This window comes from Brachybacterium sp. SGAir0954 (genome assembly GCF_005490785.1).
GTDB classification, from domain to species: Bacteria; Actinomycetota; Actinomycetes; order Actinomycetales; family Dermabacteraceae; genus Brachybacterium; species Brachybacterium rhamnosum.
In genome coordinates, this window is record NZ_CP027295.1 from 2617504 (window position 1) to 2639621 (window position 22118).

At 71.2% G+C, this 22118-nt stretch carries 20 protein-coding genes; 10 read left to right on the forward strand and 10 right to left on the reverse strand.

The features are described 5' to 3' along the window. Positions 1-94 precede the first annotated feature (94 nt). Complete coding sequence (locus C1N80_RS11745) at positions 95-2260, forward strand: Stk1 family PASTA domain-containing Ser/Thr kinase (protein ID WP_137770933.1); 2166 nt, start codon at positions 95-97, stop codon at positions 2258-2260. A gap of 82 nt (positions 2261-2342) precedes the next feature. Here C1N80_RS11745 and C1N80_RS11750 read toward each other — a convergent pair whose 3' ends face one another. Continuing rightward, entirely contained in the window at positions 2343-3737 is a 1395-nt protein-coding gene (locus C1N80_RS11750) for a class II 3-deoxy-7-phosphoheptulonate synthase (RefSeq protein ID WP_168198099.1), read from the reverse strand. 101 nt (positions 3738-3838) lie between these two features. Next, entirely contained in the window at positions 3839-4564 is a 726-nt protein-coding gene (locus C1N80_RS11755) for a 1-acyl-sn-glycerol-3-phosphate acyltransferase (RefSeq protein ID WP_137770935.1), read from the reverse strand. A gap of 103 nt (positions 4565-4667) precedes the next feature. Here C1N80_RS11755 and C1N80_RS11760 point away from each other — a divergent pair, with 103 nt between their 5' ends. Both C1N80_RS11760 and C1N80_RS11765 read left to right on the forward strand, forming a co-directional pair. Next, positions 4668-5441, forward strand: a complete 774-nt coding sequence (locus tag C1N80_RS11760; RefSeq protein WP_137770936.1) for a carboxylesterase — start codon at positions 4668-4670, stop codon at positions 5439-5441. Continuing rightward, complete coding sequence (locus C1N80_RS11765) at positions 5438-5965, forward strand: hypothetical protein (protein ID WP_137770937.1); 528 nt, start codon at positions 5438-5440, stop codon at positions 5963-5965. Before C1N80_RS11760 ends, C1N80_RS11765 begins: the two co-directional genes overlap by 4 nt. Positions 5966-5993: 28 nt before the next feature. On the opposite strand, the gene C1N80_RS11770 is transcribed toward C1N80_RS11765, so the two are convergent. Further along, on the reverse strand, positions 5994-6929 hold the full coding sequence (locus C1N80_RS11770; protein ID WP_137770938.1) for an ROK family glucokinase: 936 nt from the start codon (positions 6927-6929) through the stop codon (positions 5994-5996). Positions 6930-7090: 161 nt separating this feature from the next. On the opposite strand from C1N80_RS11770, the gene C1N80_RS11775 reads away from it, so the two are divergent. The 3 genes from C1N80_RS11775 to C1N80_RS11785 all read left to right on the forward strand — a co-directional run bounded on the left by C1N80_RS11775 (position 7091) and on the right by C1N80_RS11785 (position 11039). Next, positions 7091-8893, forward strand: a complete 1803-nt coding sequence (locus C1N80_RS11775) for a long-chain fatty acid--CoA ligase (RefSeq protein WP_137770939.1) — start codon at positions 7091-7093, stop codon at positions 8891-8893. A gap of 76 nt (positions 8894-8969) precedes the next feature. Then, positions 8970-10688, forward strand: coding sequence for a DEDD exonuclease domain-containing protein (locus C1N80_RS11780; RefSeq protein WP_137770940.1), 1719 nt, complete (start codon positions 8970-8972; stop codon positions 10686-10688). Between the two features lie 69 nt (positions 10689-10757). Then, the gene (locus C1N80_RS11785) at positions 10758-11039 is read left to right on the forward strand and encodes an Lrp/AsnC family transcriptional regulator (RefSeq protein ID WP_137770941.1); all 282 of its coding nucleotides are present in this window, start codon (positions 10758-10760) and stop codon (positions 11037-11039) included. Between the two features lie 35 nt (positions 11040-11074). Here the strand turns inward: C1N80_RS11785 and trpD are convergent, their stop codons facing one another. Beyond that, positions 11075-12163, reverse strand: coding sequence for an anthranilate phosphoribosyltransferase (trpD, locus tag C1N80_RS11790; protein WP_137770942.1), 1089 nt, complete (start codon positions 12161-12163; stop codon positions 11075-11077). A 304-nt stretch (positions 12164-12467) separates the two neighbouring features. Between trpD and C1N80_RS11795 the strand changes: the two genes are divergently transcribed. From C1N80_RS11795 to C1N80_RS11810, 4 genes are all read left to right on the forward strand, one after another. After that, a complete protein-coding gene (locus C1N80_RS11795; protein ID WP_137770943.1) occupies positions 12468-13199 on the forward strand; it encodes a heme-copper oxidase subunit III in 732 nt (243 codons plus the stop codon). 94 nt (positions 13200-13293) lie between these two features. Then, the gene (locus C1N80_RS11800; RefSeq protein ID WP_137770944.1) at positions 13294-14094 is read left to right on the forward strand and encodes a c-type cytochrome; all 801 of its coding nucleotides are present in this window, start codon (positions 13294-13296) and stop codon (positions 14092-14094) included. Between the two features lie 8 nt (positions 14095-14102). Beyond that, positions 14103-15161, forward strand: a complete 1059-nt coding sequence (locus tag C1N80_RS11805; protein ID WP_137770945.1) for a ubiquinol-cytochrome c reductase iron-sulfur subunit — start codon at positions 14103-14105, stop codon at positions 15159-15161. Positions 15162-15225: 64 nt separating this feature from the next. Continuing rightward, positions 15226-16842, forward strand: a complete 1617-nt coding sequence (locus C1N80_RS11810) for a cytochrome bc complex cytochrome b subunit (protein ID WP_168198173.1) — start codon at positions 15226-15228, stop codon at positions 16840-16842. Between the two features lie 103 nt (positions 16843-16945). Here C1N80_RS11810 and C1N80_RS11815 read toward each other — a convergent pair whose 3' ends face one another. The 6 genes from C1N80_RS11815 to erpA form a co-directional block, all read right to left on the reverse strand. Continuing rightward, on the reverse strand, positions 16946-17575 hold the full coding sequence (locus tag C1N80_RS11815; protein ID WP_137770947.1) for a GNAT family N-acetyltransferase: 630 nt from the start codon (positions 17573-17575) through the stop codon (positions 16946-16948). 155 nt (positions 17576-17730) lie between these two features. Then, on the reverse strand, positions 17731-18072 hold the full coding sequence (locus tag C1N80_RS11820; RefSeq protein WP_137770948.1) for a YciI family protein: 342 nt from the start codon (positions 18070-18072) through the stop codon (positions 17731-17733). 189 nt (positions 18073-18261) lie between these two features. After that, on the reverse strand, positions 18262-18678 hold the full coding sequence (locus tag C1N80_RS11825; RefSeq protein ID WP_137770949.1) for a cytochrome c oxidase subunit 4: 417 nt from the start codon (positions 18676-18678) through the stop codon (positions 18262-18264). A 3-nt stretch (positions 18679-18681) separates the two neighbouring features. Further along, complete coding sequence (gene ctaD / locus C1N80_RS11830) at positions 18682-20394, reverse strand: cytochrome c oxidase subunit I (protein ID WP_137770950.1); 1713 nt, start codon at positions 20392-20394, stop codon at positions 18682-18684. Then, complete coding sequence (coxB, locus tag C1N80_RS11835) at positions 20391-21332, reverse strand: cytochrome c oxidase subunit II (RefSeq protein WP_137770951.1); 942 nt, start codon at positions 21330-21332, stop codon at positions 20391-20393. The genes ctaD and coxB overlap by 4 nt, the downstream gene beginning before the upstream one ends. 395 nt (positions 21333-21727) lie before the next feature. Beyond that, positions 21728-22084: an iron-sulfur cluster insertion protein ErpA gene (erpA, locus tag C1N80_RS11840; protein WP_137770952.1), complete on the reverse strand. Its 357-nt coding sequence runs from the start codon at positions 22082-22084 to the stop codon at positions 21728-21730. Between the last annotated feature and the right edge of the window lie 34 nt (positions 22085-22118).

A 22118-nucleotide genomic window follows, 5' to 3' on the forward strand; every position in this document is an offset into this window, starting at 1 on the left:
GCACGGGGTGTTCCCGACATCACGGGGCATCCCGGTCGCTCCGCCGCCGTGTCGCACATGATTCTCCCCGGATGCCCGACCTACAGTGGGCCTCGTGAGCGCGGCGACGTCGACTTCCCCCGGCATCAGCCTGCTCCTCGATGACCGCTACCGGGTCGAGGAGCCGATCGCGCGCGGCGGCATGGCCACCGTGTATCGCGGTCATGACCAGCGCCTCGACCGTGTCGTGGCGCTCAAGATCATGCATCCCCACCTCGCGACCGACGAGAACTTCCGCCGGCGCTTCGGCCGGGAGGCGCGCGCCGCGGCCCGCCTCGCGCACCGCAACGTCGTGGGCGTCTTCGACCAGGGCGAGGACGAGGACCGCATCTACCTCGCGATGGAGCTCGTCGAGGGCGTGACCCTCCGCTCCCGCATCGCCGACCAGGGGCGCCTCACCGTGGGGGATGCGCTCGACGTCACCGCACAGACCCTCCAGGCGCTCGTCGCCGCCCATGCCGCGGGGATCGTGCACCGCGACATCAAGCCCGAGAACATCCTCATCGACCGCGAGGGGACGGTGAAGGTCGCCGACTTCGGGCTGGCGCGCGCGATCGGCACCTCGAACTCCTCCGCGAGCGCGACACTGCTCGGCACGGTCGCGTACATCAGCCCCGAGGTCGTCACGCGCGGGCAGATGGACGAGCGCAGCGATCTGTACTCGCTCGGGGTCGTGCTCTTCGAGATGCTCACCGGCGTTCAGCCCTTCACCGGCGACCAGCCCGTGCACATCGCCTTCCAGCACGTCCACGAGGACATCCCCGCCCCCTCGGGCCGCGTCGAGGGCGTGCCCACCGAGCTCGACTCGCTCATCACCTGGGCGAGCTCGCGCACGGTCGAGCACCGTCCCTCGAGCGCCGCCGAGCTGCTCCGCAGCGTCCAGGACCTGCGCCGGACCCTCCCGGCCGGGGTGCTCGCCACCCGGCCGCGCTCGCTCGAGAACGGACCGGACACCAGCACGGGCGAGGTGCGCCTGGCGACCGCGCGGCTCGACGAGGCGCTCGCGTCCCTGCGCACCGGGCCGCGCCCCTTCGCCGCGGAGGCCCCCGACGTCGACGCGCCCGGGACCGACACCGCCGCCGACGCCGGTCCACGTGCGAGTGCGGCGGTCGGCCCCGAGCCGCTCCCCGATGACGGGGCCGACACCGGCCGGACCGCCCTCCCCCCGGGTGAGGACGGCGACGGGGCGACGACCGGGACCGGGGATGCCGGGGACGACGTCCCTTCCGACGGACACGGCGAGGGGGCGGACGAGCCTCCGCGGACCGTCGTCATGCGTGCACCCCGCGCCCGGCGCGGACGCCACCTGCCGCTCGCGGCGCGTCGCCGCTCGCGTCCGGCCGCGATGCTCGCGATCGGATCGCTCGTCGCGGCGCTCGGCACCGGCGCCTGGAGCGGTGTCGACTGGTACGCGAACACCGGCCCCGGGGCCGACCGCACGATCCCGGTGCTCGTGGGGACCCAGCTCACCGACGCCGAGCAGGCTCTCGACTCCGCCGATCTCACCGTCCGCACCGTCGAGCGCTACGACGACACGGTCCCCGCCGGCCACGTCATCACCGCGAGCCCCAGCAGCGGGGGCGTCGTGAAGAAGGGGACCGCGGTGGAGCTCGTCGTCTCGCGCGGCGAGCAGGTCTTCGAGGTCCCCGATCTCACGGGGCTCGGCGTGGACGAGGCGCGCGACGCGGTCGAGGCGCAGAACCTCGTGCTCGTCGAGGACGACCCGGAGTACTCCGAGAACGTCGCGAAGGGCGAGATCATCTCCCAGAGCCAGGAGGCCGACTCCCTCCCCGAGGGCGGGGAGGTCCACGTCGTCGTCTCCCAGGGCCGGGTCCCGATCGCGGTGAGCGACCAGACCGGCCGCGGCGCGGACGCCGCACGCAGCGCGCTCGAGGCGGCCGGGTTCACGGTCACCACCTCGAGCGCCCACTCGAGCAGCGTGCCCAAGGGCTCGGTCGTCTCCCAGTCCCCGGCCTCCGGCACCCTCCACCGTGAGGACACGGTGAACCTCGTGATCTCGCAGGGACCCGAGATGGTCACGGTCCCCGACGTCTTCAAGAAGTCCGAGGCGGATGCGCGCTCGACGCTCGAGGCCGCCGGCCTGAAGGTCTCCGTGGAGCACCCCAAGGGCGACCCAGCCTTCGGCCTCGTCTACCAGCAGTCCGCGACCGCCGGCGACCAGGTCGCCAAGGGCTCCACGGTCACCATCTCGGTCTTCTGAGCCTCCCGCTCCCGGGACGACGCAGGGGCGGTGCGATCCGAGGATCGCACCGCCCCTGCGTGCAGCCGGGCGTCGTGCCGTCTCAGCGTCGGGAGAGCATCTCCGCCACGAGGAAGGCGAGCTCGAGGGACTGCTGGTGGTTCAGACGAGGATCCACGAGCGTCTCGTAGCGCCGCTCGAGACCGGCCTCGTCGATGTGGCCGCTGCCGCCGAGCACCTCGGTCACGTCGTCGCCGGTGAGCTCCATGTGGAGCCCGCCCGGGACCGTGCCGAGCGACTGGTGCACCTCGAAGAAGCCCACGACCTCGTCGAGGATGTCCTCGAAGCGGCGGGTCTTGTAGCCGTTGGACGAGGTGATCGTGTTCCCGTGCATCGGGTCGGTGACCCATGCCGGCCGGGCACCCGCGTCGCGGACGCCCTCGACGAGCGCCGGGAGCGCGTCGCGGATCCTGTCGGCGCCCATCCGGGTGATGAAGGTCAGACGCCCCGGCTCACGGTCGGGATCGAGGCGGTCGATCAGACGCAGCGCGTCGTCGACCGAGGCGTTCGGCCCGAGCTTGACACCGATCGGGTTGCGCAGCTTGGACATGAAGTCCACGTGGGCGCCGTCGAGCTGGCGGGTGCGCTCACCGATCCACAGGAAGTGGCCCGAGCAGCCGTAGATCTCGCCCGTCCGCGAGTCCACGCGGGACAGCGCCTCCTCGTAGTCGAGCAGCAGCGCCTCGTGGGAGGAGAAGAACTCGACGACCTTGAGCGAGTCGAAGTCCGCGCCGATCGCGTCCATGAACCGGATCGCCTTGTCGATCTGACCGGCGAGCTCCTCGTAGCGGTCGTAGCCGGGGCCCGACGTGAAGCCGCGGTTCCACGAGTGCACCTCGCGGAGATCCGCGAACCCGCCGCCCGTGAACGCGCGCAGCAGGTTCAGCGTCGAGGCGCTCGTCGTGTAGGTCTCCCACAGGCGCTGCGGGTCCGGGAGTCGCGACTCCTCCGTGAACGCGTAGGCGTTCACGGCGTCACCGCGGTAGGTCGGCAGGGTGACGCCGTCACGGGTCTCGGTGTCCGAGGAGCGAGGCTTGGCGAACTGGCCCGCCATGCGGCCCATCTTCACCACCGGCACGGACGCGCCGTAGGTGAGCACCGCGGACATCTGCAGGATCGTGCGGATCTTGTTGCGGATCCTGTCCGCGGTGGAGTCCGCGAAGGTTTCCGCGCAGTCCCCGCCCTGGAGCAGGAACGCCTCGCCCTGCGCGGCGGCCGCGAGCCGCGAGCGCAGCACGTCCACCTCACCGGCGAAGACCAGCGGCGGCGCGGAGCGCAGACGGTCGAAGACCTGCGCGCGCGCGTCCTCCGACGGCCACGTCGGCTGCTGGACCCGCGGATACTCGCGCCAGCCCCCGAGCGCAGCGAGGCCGTCGTCGGCCGCCGAGAGCGTGAAGGAGTGGGCGCGGGCAGGGGCATCGGGACTGAACTGGGTCACCCCCACAGGGTACGGGCCCCGCGGAGCTCTCCCGCCCACGGTCCGGGCCTCGGACCGTGGGCGGCCCGGACGTCGGAGGTCCGACCGCGCGGCGAGCGCGCTCAGGGGCGGCGGCCCCCCGGGGAGGTCGCGCTCCCCGCCTCTCGCAGGCGGCGCTTGACGTCACCGGCGTACTCGTCGACCCGCTCCTGCCCGGACATCTCCGCGATGGCGTCCATGACCGCGTCGGTCACGGCGCGGAGCACGACGGCGCTCTCCGCGTCGCCGAGCGATCGGGCGATCGCGGACGCGTCGATCGGCTCCCCCACCAGCACCCGGATCCGCGGGTGACGCCGCGGGAGGAACCGGCGGCCCCGCTGGGCCTCGAAGCTGCCGATCATCGCGACCGGCACGATCGGAGCGTCCACGGCGAGCGCGAGCCGTGCGACGCCCGTCTTGCCGCGGTGCAGCCGGCCGTCCGGGCTGCGCGTCCCCTCCGGGTAGATGCCGAGCACGCCGCCGGACCTCAGCACCGCGAGCCCGGCGCCGATCGCGGCCTCCGAGGCGCTGCCCCCGGCACGGTCCACGGGCATCACCCGGAGCTGGCGCATGATCCAGCCGCCGATCCGTCCGGCCGCCGAACGGCTCGAGAACATGTCCGACTTGCCGAGGAAGTGGACGGTGCGCTCGATGAGCGCGGGGAGGATGACGGTGTCGGAGTAGGCGCAGTGGTTCGACGCGAGCACGACGGGGCCGGTCGTGGGAATGCGGTCGGCGCCGCGCAGGTCGGGTCGCCACACGACGCGGATCACGGTCCGCACCGGTCCTTTGGCGATGTCGTAGAGCATCCGGTCTCCTCCTGGGGCGGCGGGGTGCTCCCGCGGGCGGTCGGCCCGGGGTCGGGGACGGGCCCGTGATGAAGCACGCGGGCGCGGGTGCGACGATGGGCACATGACGTTCAGCGAACTGTCCCGGCCGTGGCGTGCGCGGGGTCACTCTAGCCCCCGCGGCGGGCTGCTCCTGTGCCACGGGTTCACGGGATCGCCGCAGTCGCTGCGGCCCTGGGCGGAGCACCACGCGGAGCGCGGCTGGGAGGTCGAGCTGCCGCTGCTGCCCGGCCACGCCACGCGCTGGCAGGACCTCGCGGGCACCACCTGGCAGGACTGGTACGGCGCCCTGCGGGACGGGGCGCTCGCGCTCTCCGAGGACCACGGCCCGATCGCGATCGGCGGGCTGTCGATGGGCGGCGCGCTGACCCTCGCCCTCGGGGAGGACCCGGAGCTGCGCGGGAGGATCGCGGCGCTCGTCGCCGTGAACCCGGGAATGACCGTGCCCCCGGTCGCCCGCGTCGCAGGGGTGATCGCCCCCGTCGTGCGCTCCGTCGCCCCGATCGGCTCGGACGTCGCCCTGCCCGGCGCCGTGGAGGAGGCCTACGACCGCACGCCCACGCGGGCCGTCGCCCAGCTCCGCCGGCTCTTCGCCCGCACGCGGTCCGGTCTCGGCGCGGTCGAGGTCCCGCTGCTGCTGGCGACCTCGCCGCAGGACCACACCGTCCCGGCGAGCGACAGCGACATCGTGGCGTCCGGCGTGAGCGGCCCCGTCGAGCGCCTGCCGCTCCCCCGCAGCTATCACCTGGCGCCGCTGGACCACGACGCGGAGCTGCTCTTCGCGCGCTCGGCGGCGTTCCTGGACCGGCACGTCCCCGCTCCCGGGCGGCCGACGTGACCGCGCCGCGGGAGGAGCGCCCGGAGGACCGGGACGTCGACGCCGAGTTCTCGCGGATGCTCGCCGACGAGGGGCTCGTGGTGGGCCCCGGCGAGGCGCCCCGCGAGCCGGCCGCGGAGGACTCCGCCCGGCGTGACGAGGACGTGGACCCGTGGGAGGGCGGAACGGACGACGCCCCCGCCGTGACGAGCGAGGAGTCCCGTGCCCGTGCCCGCGCCGCTCACCCCTCGGCGGGCGCGCGCCCCGCTCCCGGGGACCGGGAGGCCGAGGACGAGGAGGAGGCCGCCCTGCTCGGCGACTTCGTGCCGCCGGACCCCGACCTCGAGCCGGCGTCCTCCCCCATGCTGTGGTCCTGGACGGCGCTCGTCGGCGGGCTCGTGCTGCTGCTCGTCGCGACCGTCTCCGCGACCCTGCCGGCCTGGCTCGGCGGTCTCGGCGGGCTGATCGCCGTGGGTGGGCTGATCGCGCTGCTGCTGCAGGTGCCCACCCGCCGGACGGGGGACGACGAGGGGATCGAGCTCTGATCCCCTCGCGCGTCCGTCCCGCGGCGCCTCAGCGGGCGAGGTCCGCCGCTCCGACGATCCCTGCCTCGTTGCCCATCGCGGCGATCGCCCAGGTGGGCATCGGACGGTGCATCCGCGCGGTGACGTCCGCCTCGTAGGCGGCGCGCGCCGGCTCGAGCAGCAGGTCGCCGGCCGCGGCGACGCCGCCGCCCACGACGATCGCCCCGGGGTCCAGCAGCGCCGCGATCGAGGCGACGCCCCGGCCGAGCGCCGTGCCCAGGTCGTGGAGGAGATCCACCGACCCCGGATCACCCTGCTGCGCGAGGCGCGTGACGAGCGGTCCCGTGATCTCCTCCCGGTCCCCGCCGGCGGCGGCGACGAGCGGTTCCATGACCGGGTCGCCAATCGCCGCCCGGTGCTTCGCCGACCGCACGAGGGCGGTGCCGGAGGTGTACTGCTCGAGGCAGCCGCGGCGGCCGCAGCCGCACCACTGGCCGTCGGGCACGGCGGTCATGTGCGCGATCTCGCCGGCGAATCCGCCGCTGCCCCGCAGCATGCGGCCGTCCAGGACGACGGCACCGCCGAGGCCCGTGCCGACCGTGACCATGAGCATGTGGGCCGCGTCGCGCGCGGCGCCGAAGCGGTACTCCGCCCAGCCGGCCGCGTTCGCGTCGTTCTCGACGACGACGGGCAGGCCGGTGGCGGTCTCGAGGTGCTCCGCGAGCGCCCGGTCGCGCCAGGCGAGGTTCGCGGCGAAGCGCACCACGCGACGGTCGGCGTCCACGAAGCCCGCGGCCCCCACCCCGACGCCCACGACCTCGTGCTGCGCCCGCAGCTCGGTGACGGCGTCCGCCACACCCGCCTCGATGAGCTCGGCATCGGTGGCCGGGGTGCGTCGGGTGGTCGAGGCGATGATGCGTCCGTCCTCGTCGACCACGCCCGCCGCGATCTTCGTGCCGCCGATGTCCACACCGATCGAGAGCATGGCTCCCCTTCCACGTCGTCCAAGTCATCCAGGTCGTCCGGCCGGCTGGCCGCCCACATCGTACGGTGCCCTGCCGTACACTCGCCTCGACCCCCACCAGCGCATCCGGACGCCCGCGCCGCTCGCGGAGCGGGGGCACGACCCGGATCGAAGGAGATTCGATGAAGCAGTACGGCACGGCCGCCCAGCACACCAGCCGCGAGGACGAGAACATCACGGACCTTCTGCTGGGGAGGGTGGCGTCCCACCCCTCGATCCCGGTCTTCGAGCGTCGGGACGACGCCGGGGCCTTCGTGCCGATGTCCGGCCAGGAGTTCCTCGACGAGGTGCGCGCGGTGGCGAAGGGCCTGATGGCCTCCGGGATGCAGGTCGGCGACGCGGTCGCGATCCTCGCCCGGACCTCCTACGAGTGGACCCTCGTGGACTGGGCCACCTGGTGGATCGGCGGCGTCCCCGTGCCGATCTACGAGACCTCCTCCCCCAGCCAGATCCAGTGGATCGCCTCGAACTCCGGGGTGCGCTTCGCGATCGTCGAGCAGGCCCGTCACCGCGAGGACATGGAGTCCGTGCGCGGCGAGCTCCCCGCGCTCGAGCAGATCGGCGTGCTCGAGGACGGCATCCTCGACGTCCTCAAGGAGCGTGGCGCGAAGGTGACCGACGACGAGCTCGAGGCCCGTCGCACCTCCCAGTCGCTCTCCGACGTCGCCACGATCATCTACACCTCCGGCACCACCGGCCGGCCCAAGGGTGTGGAGCTCACGCACGGCAACTTCGTGGACACCACCCGCAGCGCGGTGACCCTGCTCGGCGACATCGTCCTGCCCCCGGGGTCGCGGATGCTCATGTTCCTCCCGCTCGCGCACGTCTTCGCGCGCCTGCTCACGGTGCTCGCCGTCTCGCACCCGGCGACCACGGCGTTCACCCCGGACACCAAGAACCTGCTGCCGGACCTCGAGGCCTTCCGCCCCACCTTCCTGCTCGCCGTGCCGCGCGTGTTCGAGAAGGTCTACAACGGCGCGGAGGCGAAGGCCGTCGCCGGCGGCAAGGGGAAGATCTTCGCCATGGCCGCGGAGACCGCCATCGCCTGGTCCCGCGCGAAGATGGCCGGATCGGTGCCCGTCACGCTCCGGCTCCGCCACGCCCTGTTCGACCGCCTCGTCTACTCGACGCTGCGCAACGCGATGGGCGGTCAGGTGAGCTGGGCCGTCTCGGGTGGCGCCCCGCTCGGCGAGCGCCTCGCGCACTTCTTCCGCGGCATCGGCGTGACGATCCTCGAGGGCTACGGCCTCACCGAGACCACCGCGCCCGTCGCGGTGAACATGCCCTGGGACGTGAAGCCGGGCACCGTCGGCCCGCCGCTGCCGGGCTCCGCCGTGGCGATCGCCGACAGCGGCGAGATCCTGGTCAAGGGCGTCATGGTGTTCAAGGGCTACCACGACAACCCCGAGGCGACGGCCGAGGCGCTCCAGGACGGCTGGTTCCACACCGGTGACCTCGGCTCCCTCGACGAGGAGGGCTCCCTCTCGATCACCGGGCGCACCAAGGAGCTCATCGTCACCGCGGGCGGCAAGAACGTCTCCCCCGCGCCGCTCGAGGACGTGCTGCGCTCGCACCCGCTGATCAGCCAGTGCATGGTCGTGGGCGATCAGAAGCCGTTCGTCGCCGCCGTCCTCACCCTAGACGAGGAGATGCTGCCGACCTGGCTGCGGAACAACGGGCTCCCGGAGATGACCGTCGCCGAGGCCGCGAAGGACGAGCGGATCCACGCGGAGCTCCAGACGGCCGTGGACCGCGCGAACCAGACGGTCTCGCGGGCCGAGTCGATCCGCGTGTTCGAGGTCATCGACACGGACTTCACCGAGGAGAACGGCTACCTCACGCCCTCGCTGAAGCTCAAGCGGAACATCGTCGTCAAGGACTTCTCCGAGGTCATCGAGGGCATCTACTCCCGGCCCCGCGCCTGAGCGTCCCGGTCCCGACGGGGCCCTGACGGCCGGTGGTCCCCACCCGCTCGTCAGGGCCCCGTCGTAGTCTGCCGCCATGCCCGCCCGCCGCCGACAGATGAGCTTCGAGGACCTCGGCACCCCGCTCGCGGAGGCGACGCTCGTGGTCGTCGACCTCGAGACCACCGGGACGGATCCGAGCACGGACGGCATCACCGAGATCGGCGCGGTGAAGGTGCGCGGAGGGGAGGTGCTCGGGGAGTTCCGCAGCTTCGTGGACCCGCAGCGGCCGATCCCCGCGTACGTGGCGGCGCTGACGGGGATCAGCGACGCGACGGTGCGCGACGCCCCCGTGATCGGGACGGTGCTGCCGATGTTCCTCGACTTCGTGGGGGACGCGGCGCTCGTGGCCCACAACGCCCGCTTCGACGTCGGCTTCCTCACCGCCCATGCCGCGCGGCTCGAGCTCACCTGGCCTCGCCCGACGGTCCTGGACACCCTCGCGCTCGCCCGGACGGTCTTCCGGCGCGACGAGGTGCGCGATCACAAGCTGGGCACCCTCGCGGCGCACGTCGGCGCCTCCGTCACCCCCGATCACCGCGCGCTCTCCGACGCCCGCGCGACCGTGGACGTCCTGCACGCGATCATCGCGCGGCTCGGCCCGGCGGCGGGGACCCTGGAGGACCTCGGATCCGCCCACCGGCGCACGAGCCCCGCGCAGATGCGCAAGAAGCACCTCGCCGAGGGGATCCCGGCGGTTCCGGGGGTCTACTCCTTCGTCGACATCGCGGGGAACGCCCTCTACGTCGGCACCTCCCGCAACCTCCGCTCCCGCGTGCGCACGTACTTCACGGCAGCGGAGACGCGGCGCAAGGTGCTCGACATGCTCCCGCGGGCGGAGCAGGTGCGGATCCTCGAGTGCCGGACCCCCACGGAGGCATCGGTCCGGGAGCTGCGGATGATCGCCGCGGAGAAGCCCCCGTCGAACCGCCAGGGCCTCACCCCCGAGAAGGCGCTCTGGCTCCGGCTCGGGCCGGGGCGCGAGGGGCTGCGCGCCGCGCGGCTCGCCCGTCCCGAGGAGGACGGCTCCGCGCAGATCGGACCGCTCGTGAGCCGCCACGACCTCGAGCCCCTCAAGGCCCTGCTCACCGATGCGGTCATGGGGCGCGGCCGCGCGCTCGAGCAGCACGGGGCGTCCGGGACGCCCCTCGAGGGCGGTCATCGCGCGCGGATCCGCCGCGCGCTGCTCGAGGACCCCTCCGAGGTCCTCGACCACGTCGCCGGCCGACTGCGGGCGCACGTCGCGGCGGGCCGCTACGAGGAGGCGGAGAGGCTTCGCCGCACGACCCTCACCTATCTCGCCGCCGCGCGGAGGGCATCCCGGCTCCGCGCGATCGGAGCGGTCGACCTCCTCGTGGCGGCGCGGCCGAGCTCGGACCCGGTGATCGGCGGCCGCGGGTGGGAGCTGCTGGCGGTGCGGCACGGCGCCTTCGCGGCCACCGCGCTCGTCCCGTGGTCCACGGACCCGGTCGCCGCCGCGCAGGAGCTCGCGGCGCGCCGCGACCCCGATCTCCCCGTCCCGGCACCCATGTGCCAGGGCCACCATCAGGAGGCGGAGATCCTCCTGGGGTGGCTCGAGGGCGAGGGCGTGCGCACAGTGCTCGTCGAGGGCACGTGGGAGCAGCCGGCGCGCGCCCGCTTCGACGCCGAGGCCCTCGCGGAGCGGTTCGCGAGGACCGCTCCCGATCATGACGAGAGCACCGACACCGGAACGGACGCGGACGAGGACCCGGACGCGGACGCCGCCGGGGCATAGGGTCGGCACTGCATGCCGTCCTCCCGCGCCCCGGGGCCGGGAGCGGCCCGTCGTCCCAGGAGGAGCCCCATGATCACCGCCATCGTCTCGATCGTCGTGCAGCCCCAGCGCATCCCGGAGGTGGCCCAGGCCGTCGTCGACATCGACGGGGTCGAGCAGGTCTACTCGGTGACCGGGGACGTGGACCTCATCGCGGTGGTCCGCGTCCGGGCCCACGAGGACCTCGCCGACGTCATCGCGGACCGGCTGGGGAAGGTCGAGGGCATCGTCGACACCTCGACCAACATCGCCTTCCGCACCTACTCCAAGCAGGATCTCGACGCGGCCTTCGACCTCGGCCTCGACGGCTGACCGGAGCGGATCCCCCCTCCGGTCGCCCCGGAGGATCAGCCCTCGGCCTGCGCCCGCTGGGAGGCGCGGGCCCACCGATCGACGAGGTCGGAGGCCCCGCCCGCCTCGAGGGTCGCCTCGGCCTCGGCGAAGGCGGCGGTGAAGCGCTCCTCGAAGCCTCCCTCCGCCGGGAGATCGATCCCGTCATGGGCCTGGATCCCGGCCGCCGCGTTGAGCAGCACCGCGTGACGCACGGCTTCGAGCCTCCCGCTCCGGACCCCGTCGAAGACGTCGCGCGCCACCTGGGCGTTCTCCTCGGCGGTGCCGCCGCGGAGCGCGTCGTGCCCCGCGCGGGGAACGTCGAGCAGCGCGACGGGGTCGAGCACGTGCTCGCGCACCTCTCCCCCGCGCACCTCCCAGACGTCCGACGGGGCGGTGACCGTCAGCTCATCGAGCCCGTCCTGACCGCGGAAGACGAGCGCCGAGGTCCCCCGTGCCGCGAAGACGCCGGCGACGGTCGGGGCGATGAGGGGATCCGCCACGCCGACGGCGCTCGCCCGGGGTCGTCCGGGGTTGGTGATCGGCCCCAGGATGTTCATGACGGTCGGGATGCCGAGGCCCTTGCGAGCCTCCGCCGCGAAGCGCATCGAGGGATGGAAGACCTGCGCGAAGAGGAAGGTCATGCCGATCTCCTCGACGAGCGCCTCCACCTGGGGCACCGGGAGGTCCAGGCGCACGCCGAGGGCCTCCAGGACGTCCGCGGAGCCCGACTTCGACGTCGAGGCGCGGTTGCCGTGCTTGACGACCGTGCGACCGCTCGCCGCGATGACGACCGAGGCCATCGTCGAGATGTTGACGGTGTGGGCGAGATCGCCGCCGGTGCCGACGATGTCGATCGCTCGCTCCGGCAGCGAGACGGGCCGCGCGTGGGCGATCATCGCGTCCGCGAGCGCCTCGAGCTCCGTGCTCGTGACCCCCTTGGACTGCAGGGCGACGAGGAAGCCGGCGAGCTGCACGGGGGTGGCGCCGCCCGAGAAGACCTCGTCCATGGCCCAGCCGGCCTCGGCGCCGTCCAGCTCCTCGCCGCGCACGAGACGGCCGATGATCCGGGACCAGGTGAAGGGGACGGCGGGAACAGCGCTCATGGCCCGATCCTCCCACCGGGCGGGGCCCGGGGGCGACAGCTCCCACGCCTCGGATCCCCGGTGCCGGGCGACGAACCGGTGGGATGCTCGTCACGACCGCGGCCCGCGGGAGGCGCCGCCGCCCGCGTGCGGCGGGCCCCGGACCTGCAGTGGCCACCCACCTGGGACGTCGGGGGCGTGTCCCGGTTCGTGACAGGCCGTCAGGAGGGATATGCTGGCGGGGTCCGTCAGGGCGGTGCCCTGCAGTGGGCGCGGGAGTCGTGAGCCGCATCCACCGAATCTGACCGCACGACATAATGGTGACGTGACTACTGCGACCCTGTCTGAGCGCCCTGCCGCCGCTGCCACAGCAGCCGTCGGCCGCCCCAACCCGACGCAGATCGGCACGATCGTCTGGCTCTCGAGCGAGCTGATGTTCTTCGGCGCCCTGTTCGCGATGTTCTTCACGCTGCGATCCTCGGTGCCGGACACGTTCGCGGACGGCCAGGCCCACTTCACCCACGGCTTCGCCCTGCTGAACATCACGATCCTGGTGCTCAGCTCGGTGACCTGCCAGATGGGTGTGTTCATGGCAGAGGGTCGCCTCGGCAAGAAGGTCTTCCCGCCGCGCAAGCGCCGCACCGGATCGATCTTCAACATCGCCGGCTGGGGTGCGATCGAGTGGTTCGTCCTCACCTTCCTCATGGGCGCCTTCTTCATCTCCGGCCAGGCCTTCGAGTACACGGAGCTGATCCACAAGGGCGTCACGCTCTCGTCCTCCCCCTTCGGCTCGATCTTCTACCTCGCCACCGGCTTCCACGGGCTGCACGTCCTCGGCGGTCTCGTCACGTTCCTGCTCGTGATGGTGCGCCTGTGGTCCGCGAAGAAGTTCACGCAGCACGAGCAGATCTCCGTCATCTGCCTCTCCTACTACTGGCACTTCGTGGACGTCGTGTGGATCGGTCTGTTCTTCATCGTCTACATGCTCGATCCGATGATGACCGCCATCAGCCCGGATCACGTCGTCCCGGTCAGCTTCGACTGGACCATCTTCTGATCCGCGGTGCGGTCGGCCGCCCCGCGGTCGCCCGTCCCACCGGATTCGCCCATCCCTCCCCCGCTCGTCCCCTCCACGAATCGAGGTTCGAACCGTGAAGGCACTCGCCGCACGTCGCCATCACCCGATGGCGCTACTCGTGATCCTGCTGCTCGCGCTCGTCGCGACCGGCGGGCTGTACGCCGCCTTCCAGCCGCGCACCGCCCAGGCCGAGGCCTACACGCAGGAGGACGTGGACGCCGGCAAGTCGCTGTTCCTCGCGAACTGCGCGACCTGCCACGGCACCAACGCCGAGGGCCTCACCGACTCGGACGGCAACACACTCGGCCCGTCGCTGATCGGCGTCGGCGCCGCCGCCGTCGACTTCCAGGTCGGCACCGGCCGCATGCCCATGGAGAATTCCGGCGCCCAGGCCATGCGCAAGCCCGCGCAGATGGACGACGAGCAGACCCGTCAGCTCGCGGCCTACGTCGCCTCGCTCGGCCCCGGCCCGTCGGTGCCGGAGGACGAGTACCTCGACACCGACCAGGGCGACGCGACCAAGGGCGGGGAGATCTTCCGGATCAACTGCGCCATGTGCCACAACGCGGCCGGCGCCGGCGGCGCGCTGACCCGCGGCAAGTTCGCGCCGACCCTCGAGGGCGTCGAGGCGAAGCACATCTACGAGGCCATGGAGACCGGCCCGCAGAACATGCCGGTCTTCAACGACACGAACCTCTCCGCCGAGGACAAGCGTGACGTCGTCACGTACCTCCACTCCCTCGAGGAGACCGGCTCCCCCGGCGGCCTCTCCCTGGGCTCGCTCGGTCCCGTCACCGAGGGCCTCTACGCCTGGACCATCATCCTCGCCCTTCTCCTCGGCACGGCCACGTGGCTGGGGGCGAAGGCCAAGTGAACGAGCACATGAACGACAATCTCGACGGCAGCTCCCCCGCCCGCGGGGTCAGCGCCATCGCCCCGAAGGAGGGCGGCGGGTTCCCGAATCCGGGCCTCGCCCCCCACGTCCACCGCCAGGCCGACTCCGACAAGCGCGCGGAGCGCCGCGCCGAGCGCGTGGTCGCGGGCCTCTTCCTCCTCTCCGTCCTCGGCACCGCGGTGTTCATCGCGGCGTACTTCCTCGTCACACCGACCGGGACGAACATCTTCGCGGAGGAGGGCTCCACCCGCGCAGTGTGGTGGTCGAACCTCATCACGGGCCTCGGCCTCGCGATCGCGGTGTTCTTCATCGGCGCCGCTGCGGTGCACTGGGCCAAGACCCTCATGCCCGACGAGGAGATGGTCGAGGAGCGCCACGCGCTGCGCGGCACCGACGAGACCCGTCAGGCCGCCGCGGCGATCATCACCGAGGGTCTCCAGGAGTCCGGCATCGGCCGTCGCCCGCTCATCGTCACGACGATGGTCGCCGCGCTCGCCGCGCTGCCGATCGCCGTGCTCGCCCCGCTCTCGACGCTGGGCCCGCTCCCGGGCAACAAGCTGCACCACACCTTCTGGAAGGCCGGCATGCGCCTGGCCCGCGACCACGACGGCACGCCGATCCGCGCCGCCGACGTCGCCATGAACTCGATCTTCCACGTCATGCCGGAGGACCTGACCGAGGAGACCGAGCACTTCCTCGAGGAGCGCGCGAAGGCCGCAGCGGTGATCGTCCGCATCGACCCCGCCCTCGGCAAGAACGAGGAGAGCCTCGCCAACGGCCACGAGGGCATCCTCGTGTTCTCGAAGATCTGCACCCACGTGGGCTGCCCGGTGGCCCTCTACGAGCAGCAGACGCACCACATGCTCTGCCCGTGCCACCAGTCCACGTTCGACGTCACGGACGGCGCGAAGGTCATCTTCGGCCCGGCGCACCGCCCGCTCCCCCAGCTCCCGATCGAGGTCGACGCCGAGGGCTACCTCGTGGCCACCGGAGACTTCCCCGAGCCGATCGGTCCCAGCTTCTGGGACATCCACAAGGACAAGTGATCACGTGACGACCACGACTTCTGATTCCCGGACGCAGAGCGCCGGCGAGAAGCCCGGACGCGTGATGAAGCTCGGCGCCGTGGGCGGCGACTGGCTCGACGAGCGCGTCGGCGGCGGCGGCCTGGTGAAGTTCTTCGCGCGGAAGATCTTCCCCGACCACTGGTCCTTCATGTTCGGCGAGGTGGCGCTGTACAGCTTCGTCATCCTGCTGATCTCGGGCACGTTCCTGACCATGTTCTTCGACCCCTCGATGACCGAGGTCGAGTACGACGGGCCGTACGAGGCGCTGCAGGGCATGCACATGTCCCGCGCCTACGAGTCGACCCTCTACATCTCCTTCGAGGTCAAGGGCGGCCTGCTGTTCCGGCAGATGCACCACTGGGCCGCGCTCGTGTTCATGGTCGCGATCTTCGTGCACATGTTCCGCGTGTTCTTCACCGGCGCCTTCCGCAAGCCGCGCGAGCTCAACTGGCTCGTGGGCTTCTCCCTCATGGTCCTCGGCATGGTCGCCGGCTTCACCGGCTACTCGCTCCCCGACGACGTGCTCTCCGGCAACGGCCTGCGCGTGGTGGATGGCCTGATGAAGGCGATCCCGATCGTGGGCACCTACATCTCGATGCTGCTGTTCGGCGGCGAGTTCCCGGGCACCCACATCATCCCGCGCTTCTTCACCATGCACATCCTGCTGGTGCCGGCCATGATCCTGGGGCTCATCGCGATCCACCTCGTCATGCTGGTGGCCCACAAGCACGCGCACTACCCGGGCCCGGGCCGCACCGACCGCAACGTCGTGGGCTTCCCGCTGTTCCCGGTGTACACGGCGAAGGCAGGCGGCTTCTTCTTCCTCGTCTTCGGCATCATCACCCTCGTCTCCGCCACGACGGCGATCAACGCGATCTGGGTGTACGGGCCCTATGACCCCTCCCCGGTCTCCGCGGGATCCCAGCCGGACTGGTACATGCTCTGGACCGACGGCGGCCTCCGCCTGATCCCGGGTTGGGAGTTCACGATCTTCGGCTACACGGTGTCCCTGAACATCCTGCTGCCCATGGTGGTGTACGGCGGTCTGCTCGCCTTCCTCGCGCTCTACCCCTTCATCGAGGCGTGGGTGACGGGTGACGACCGTGAGCACCACGTGCTCGATCTTCCGTACAACACACCGGTCCGCACGGGTCTGGGCGTCGCCTGGATCAGCGTCTACCTGATCCTCGCCATGGCCGCGACGAACGACCTCATCGCGCTCAAGATGCACCTGTCGATCAACGACCTGACGTGGCTGTTCCGGATCTCGATCTTCGTCGCCCCGGTGCTGCTGTTCTGGATCACGAAGCGCCTGTGCCTCTCGATCCAGCGTCAGAAGCGCAATCTCGTCCTCCATGGCGAGGAGACCTCACGCGTGGTCCGGACGAAGACCGGCGACATGCTCGAGATCCACGAGCCGCTCGACGAGTTCGAGCGCTGGGTCCTCGTGCAGCACGACGACTTCCGTCCGCTCAAGGCCGGCAACGGCGTCTCGGCGCTGCGCGCCAAGGCCACGTCGTTCTTCTTCAAGGACCGCATCGCCCCCGTCTCCCCCGCCGAGCTGCGGGAGGCCATGGAGCATGCGCACCACGAGAAGCACGTCATCGACGAGGTCACGGACGGCGACTACCGCATCCCTGCGGAGAAGGCGATGCACTGAGCATCCGCCGCCGTTGATCGCAGGAGCCCGGGAGAGCCACTCTCCCGGGCTCCTTCGTGTCCGGCGGTGATGCGCCGCGGAGGCGGCGTGATCGCGGGCGTCGCTACTCCTGCGGCGCGGCCGCCACGGTGCGGCGCACCAGCCAGGCCCACGTCCCGAGCCGGCGGATCCGCGCGAAGCCGTGCTCCTCGAACAGCTCCACCGACGCCTGGTGGAACAGAAAGCGCCCGAGGGCGACCCGGCCCCCGACGATCTCCGGCGTCGACTCGACGACTCCCCCGCCGTCGGCGGCGATGAGGGCGAGCGCCCCCGCGAGACCCACTCTCGCGATCCCCACACGGCGATGACGCGTGTCGGTGGAGAGGCAGGGGATGCGCCAGTCGGGCAGCGTCCCGGGCTCCTTCTCGTACTCCCGACGGTGCTGCGCGAGCAGCGGCAGCTCCTCGTGCCTTCCGTACTTGGCCCATCCCTGGGCGACCCCGTGCGTGTCGTACACGAGGGCGGCGTGCGCCCGTCCCGAACGGACGAGCTCCTCCTTGGTGGCCCTCTTGTCGATCCCGGGGACCTGATGATGCGAGATGCCCTCCGCCGTGGCGTGATGCCCCTTGCACCAGCAGCCGCCGAGGACGCCGCCGTTGCGCTCCACGAGCTCGGCGAAGTCGTCCCACCTCGTCCCGTCGAAGAGGCGGACCTCCCAGCGCTCGTCCGTCGGGCTGCTGCCGATCGTGCTCATCGTGGGCCGCTCTGCCGAGGCCAGCACGTCTCCGCCCGGCGCCGATGGGCAGTGCCATTGCAGAACACACTCGACCGGACGTACTCATTACTACAGCCTTTAAATCCTGTCCTCCGGACGTGTGCGGGTCCGCCTGCTCCCCCGCTGCCGCGATCTCAGCTGGCCGGGTCGTCGCCGAACACGTAGAGCTCCTGCGGGCACCGGCACGCGGCGGCGATGCGCGCGGCCCACTGCTCCGCCTCCGCCCGACTGGCGAGGTCCAGGACCGTGTAGCCGCCGTCGAGCGGGGCCCGCAGCGGATGCGCCCCGTCCTGCCGCGAGCCGTCGGCCCCGATCAGCACGGGCGCCACGCTCTCGTCGATCCCACCGCCGAAGCGGTACACCCCGGCGGCCTTCGCCTCCTCCACGACCGCATGGGAGGCGTCCACGACGTCCTGGAACTCCTCGGCGGGGATCCGCATGGCGCGGGACGGGAAGGTGATCAGGTAGAAGGACATGGGGACCTCCGGGGGCTCGCGGCTGCCCGGACCGGGCGCCGTCGAGCGACAGCCTGCCGCGTGGCGGTCGCGCCGTCCAGCATCTCGGGGCGCGGAACGGCCCCTCGACGTCCCGGGACGCGGAAAGGCCCCGCGTCGCCGGAGAGAAGCGGGGCCGTTCGGAGGATCCGCACGAGGCGGAGCCGGGTGTCAGTGCGCGTGCTGTCCGCGGGAGAACTCGAGGACCCAGCCGATCACGCCGTACATGGCGAGGATGATCCCGAAGGTCGAGAGCCACCAGCCCACGGCCACACCGAGGAACACCATCGCGGCGCCGAGGGACGTCCAGAGAGGCCACCAGCTGTACGGGGCGAAGCTGCCCTGGACGCCGGCCTCGGCCTCGACCTCGGCGTCGTGGTCGTCATCGGGCCGGCCCGGGAAGGACTTCGCCTTGAAGCCCGTGTAGGCCGCGATCATGAACGACATGGCAAAGGCGCCGGGGAGCGCGATCGCGCCCACGGGCTCGATCCCCATCGGCTCGCTGCCGTGCGAGAGCACGCCGTACACGATACCGACGACGAGGAAGAAGGTCCCGATGATGTAGAAGATCTTCGACGTGGTGTTCATGGATCAGTTGCTCCTCGGGTTCTGCACGGGCTCCTCGTGCAGCATGTGGTCCTGCGCGGCGACCTCGGGGTGGTGCAGGTCGAAGGCGGGGCGCTCGGACCGGATGCGCGGCAGCGAGTGGAAGTTGTGGCGCGGCGGCGGGCAGGAGGTCGCCCACTCGAGGGAGGCGCCGTAGCCCCACGGATCGTCGACCTCGACCTTCTTGCCCTTGAGGTGGGTGAGCACCACGTTCAGGATGAACGGCAGCGTCGAGGCGCCGAGGATGAAGGCACCGACCGTCGAGAGCTGGTTCATCCAGCCGAAGTCGTCCTCCGCGAGGTAGTTCACGTAACGGCGGGGCGCACCCTCAACGCCCAGCCAGTGCTGGACGAGGAACGTCGTGTGGAAGCCGATCATCAGCAGCCAGAAGTGCAGCTTGCCCAGGCCCTCGTGGAGCTTGTGGCCGAACATCTTGGGCCACCAGAAGTAGAAGCCCGCGAACATCTCGAAGGCCACGGTCCCGAAGATCACGTAGTGGAAGTGCGCCACCACGAAGTACGTGTCGGAGAGGTGGAAGTCGAGCACCGGCGACGAGAGGATCACGCCGGTCAGGCCGCCGAAGGTGAAGGTGGTGAGGAAGCCGAGCGTGAACAGCATCGGCGTCTCGAAGGTGATCGAGCCGCGCCACATCGTGCCCAGCCAGTTGAAGAACTTCACGCCCGTCGGCACGGCGATGAGCATCGTCATGAAGGAGAAGAAGTCCAGCATGACCGCGCCGGTCGTGTACATGTGGTGCGCCCACACGGTCACGGAGAGGGCGGCGATCGCGATCGTCGCGCCGACGAGGGTCTTGTAGCCGAACATCGGCTTGCGGCTGAAGGCCGGGATGATCTCCGAGGCGATGCCGAAGAACGGCAGCGCGAGCACGTACACCTCGGGGTGGCCGAAGAACCAGAACAGGTGCTGCCAGAGGATGGCGCCGCCGTTCTCCGGGTTGAAGATCTGGGCGTCGAACCGCCTGTCCGCTCCCAGCGCGAGCAGCGCGGCGGCCAGCGGCGGGAAGGCCATCAGCACGAGCACGGCCGTGATGAGGATGTTCCAGGTGAAGATCGGCATCCGGAACATGGTCATGCCGGGCATGCGCATGCAGATGATCGTGGTGATGAAGTTGACCGAGCCCAGGATCGTGCCGAAGCCCTGCAGGCCGAGTCCGAAGACCCAGAGATCACCACCGAGGCCCGGTGTGAACGTGGTGTCCGACAACGGCGCGTAGGCGAACCAGCCGAAGGAGGCGGCGCCCTGCGGGGTGAGGAAGCCGGCGACGGCGATGAGCGAGCCGAACAGGGTCAGCCAGAAAGCGAACATGTTCAGGCGCGGGAACGCCATGTCGACGGCGCCGATCTGCAGCGGCACGAGGTAGTTCGCGAAGCCGTTGAACAGCGGGGTGCCGAACATGAGCAGCATGATCGTGCCGTGCATCGTGAACAGCTGGTTGTACTGGTCCTTGGAGACCACGACCTGAAGGCCGGGCTCCCAGAGCTCGGCGCGGATCATGAGCGCGAGGATTCCGCCGAAGCAGAAGAAGGCGAACGCCATCCCCATGTACATGAGGCCGATCATCTTGTGATCGGTCGTGGTGAGCAGGGTGAAGAACTGCTTGCCGAGGCCGGTCTCGGGCGTCTTCCTGAACCGCGCCGGAGCCTCTGCTCCCGGGCGGGTCTCGGTCTGGGCGCTCACTTGTCCCCCTCCTGCGTGGTCGTGGTGTCGGCGGTGCGCTGCGTGCGGTCCACGCCCTCGTCGTACTTCTCGCGCATGGACCAGTCGTCCTGGTTGCGGTTGAGGTCGATGCCGAGCTCGCCGGTGTTGCCCTCGGCCTCGAGCTCGTCGAGGTGCGCCTGGAACTCGTCGGCCGGGACCACGACGACGTTGAACAGCATGTCCGAGTGGTACTCGCCGCACAGCTCCGCGCACTTGCCGCGGTAGGTGCCCGAGCGCTCGGGAGTGACCTGGAAGGTCGTGGTGTGCCCCGGGATCATGTCCTTCTTGTAGAGGAAGTCCACGACCCAGAACGAGTGGATGACATCGCGCGACTCGAGCTGGAACTCGACGGTCTCGCCCTCGGGGAGGTACAGGACGGGCAGCGAGTCGGACGCGCCCTCCACGCCGGTCTCGAAGGACTGCACACCGGCGGGCTCGTGCACCTGCTGGCCGTCGGCGGTCTCGTAGCTGAAGTCCCAGCTCCACTGCTTGCCGACGGCGGTGACGGTGACCGCGGGGTCCTTGTCGAGCGACTCGATCTCGTGGATGTCGCGCTGGGTGAAGTAGAAGAGTGTGAGCACCATGACGACGGGCAGCAGCGTGAACATGAGCTCGAGCGGCACGTGGTAGCGCAGCTGGATCGGGAAGCCGGTGTCGTTCTTGCGGCGACGGTAGGCGACGGCGCACCAGATCGTCAGACCCCACACGATGAGGCCGACGACGACCAGCGCGACCCACGACCCGACCCACAGGTCGGTGATGCGCTGGGTCTGGTCGGTGACCTGACCGTCGCTGTATCCGGGGAGGAACCCCCGCTGCTGCTTCTCGGTGCAGCCGGCCAGGGCCAGTGCTGCGAGAGCGATGCCGGCGGCCATGCGGCGACTGCGCCGCGCGCGCTGGGGGGCCTGGGGGATCACAAGGATGACCTTCCGCTCGTCGTCCCCGACCGGTTCCGTGGCGCGACCCGCTCGTGGAGGGCGGGACTGCTGCGGGGGCCAGGGCTGGTACTCACATGGGCGGGGACGTGCCCATGGCGCCGCGCCTCGTGGGGACGAGGGTTGAGGGGGACGATCCGCACGACGGCGGCGCGCCCTCCACGTCACGGCACCCCGTCATCATACGTGCTCTTCGCGGGCCCCGGGCCACCGGCACGCTGTGGGAACGAGGCTTCACCGAAGGAGGGTGTGTCCCTTGCCACCTGCCGCGGTCACCGGTGCACGGACGCGGCCCTCGCAGGACCGGGACCGGGCAGGACGCACGACGGCGGGCGACCCCCCGAGGGGTCGCCCGCCGTCGCGGACCGTCTCGCGGCTCAGGCGAAGGAGTCGCCGCAGGCGCAGGAGCTCTGCGCGTTGGGGTTGTCGATCGTGAAGCCCTGCTTCTCGATGGTGTCGGAGAAGTCGATCACCGCACCGGTGAGGTACGGGCTGCTCATCTTGTCCACCACGACCTCGACGCCGTCGAAGTCGACCGTGAGGTCGTTGTCCATGAGGCGCTCGTCGAAGTAGAGCTGGTAGATGAGGCCTGAGCAGCCGCCGGGCTGCACAGCGATGCGCAGGCGCAGGTCGTCGCGACCCTCCTGCTCGAGCAGAGTGCTCACCTTGCCGGCCGCCTCCGGGGTGAGGGTCACCTGGTGCGCGGCGGTGGGACGCTCGGTCGTCGTGGTCATGCGGTCCTCCTCGGGTGCTGCGGATGGGTCCAGC

What these genes read in the sequence shown, in the direction of transcription:
- C1N80_RS11820 (WP_137770948.1), bottom strand. Translation starts at nt 18,072, where the DNA reads ATGTCCTTCTACCTGATCACCTTCCCGTCCCGCGCCATGCGGATCCCC.
- C1N80_RS11775 (WP_137770939.1), top strand. Translation starts at nt 7,091, where the DNA reads ATGAAGCAGTACGGCACGGCCGCCCAGCACACCAGCCGCGAGGACGAG.
- C1N80_RS11785 (WP_137770941.1), top strand. Translation starts at nt 10,758, where the DNA reads ATGATCACCGCCATCGTCTCGATCGTCGTGCAGCCCCAGCGCATCCCG.
- C1N80_RS11810 (WP_168198173.1), top strand. Translation starts at nt 15,226, where the DNA reads ATGAAGCTCGGCGCCGTGGGCGGCGACTGGCTCGACGAGCGCGTCGGC.
- C1N80_RS11755 (WP_137770935.1), bottom strand. Translation starts at nt 4,564, where the DNA reads ATGCTCTACGACATCGCCAAAGGACCGGTGCGGACCGTGATCCGCGTC.
- C1N80_RS11760 (WP_137770936.1), top strand. Translation starts at nt 4,668, where the DNA reads ATGACGTTCAGCGAACTGTCCCGGCCGTGGCGTGCGCGGGGTCACTCT.
- C1N80_RS11825 (WP_137770949.1), bottom strand. Translation starts at nt 18,678, where the DNA reads ATGAACACCACGTCGAAGATCTTCTACATCATCGGGACCTTCTTCCTC.
- trpD (WP_137770942.1), bottom strand. Translation starts at nt 12,163, where the DNA reads ATGAGCGCTGTTCCCGCCGTCCCCTTCACCTGGTCCCGGATCATCGGC.
- C1N80_RS11770 (WP_137770938.1), bottom strand. Translation starts at nt 6,929, where the DNA reads ATGCTCTCGATCGGTGTGGACATCGGCGGCACGAAGATCGCGGCGGGC.
- C1N80_RS11780 (WP_137770940.1), top strand. Translation starts at nt 8,970, where the DNA reads ATGCCCGCCCGCCGCCGACAGATGAGCTTCGAGGACCTCGGCACCCCG.
- C1N80_RS11815 (WP_137770947.1), bottom strand. Translation starts at nt 17,575, where the DNA reads ATGAGCACGATCGGCAGCAGCCCGACGGACGAGCGCTGGGAGGTCCGC.
- erpA (WP_137770952.1), bottom strand. Translation starts at nt 22,084, where the DNA reads ATGACCACGACGACCGAGCGTCCCACCGCCGCGCACCAGGTGACCCTC.
- C1N80_RS11805 (WP_137770945.1), top strand. Translation starts at nt 14,103, where the DNA reads ATGAACGACAATCTCGACGGCAGCTCCCCCGCCCGCGGGGTCAGCGCC.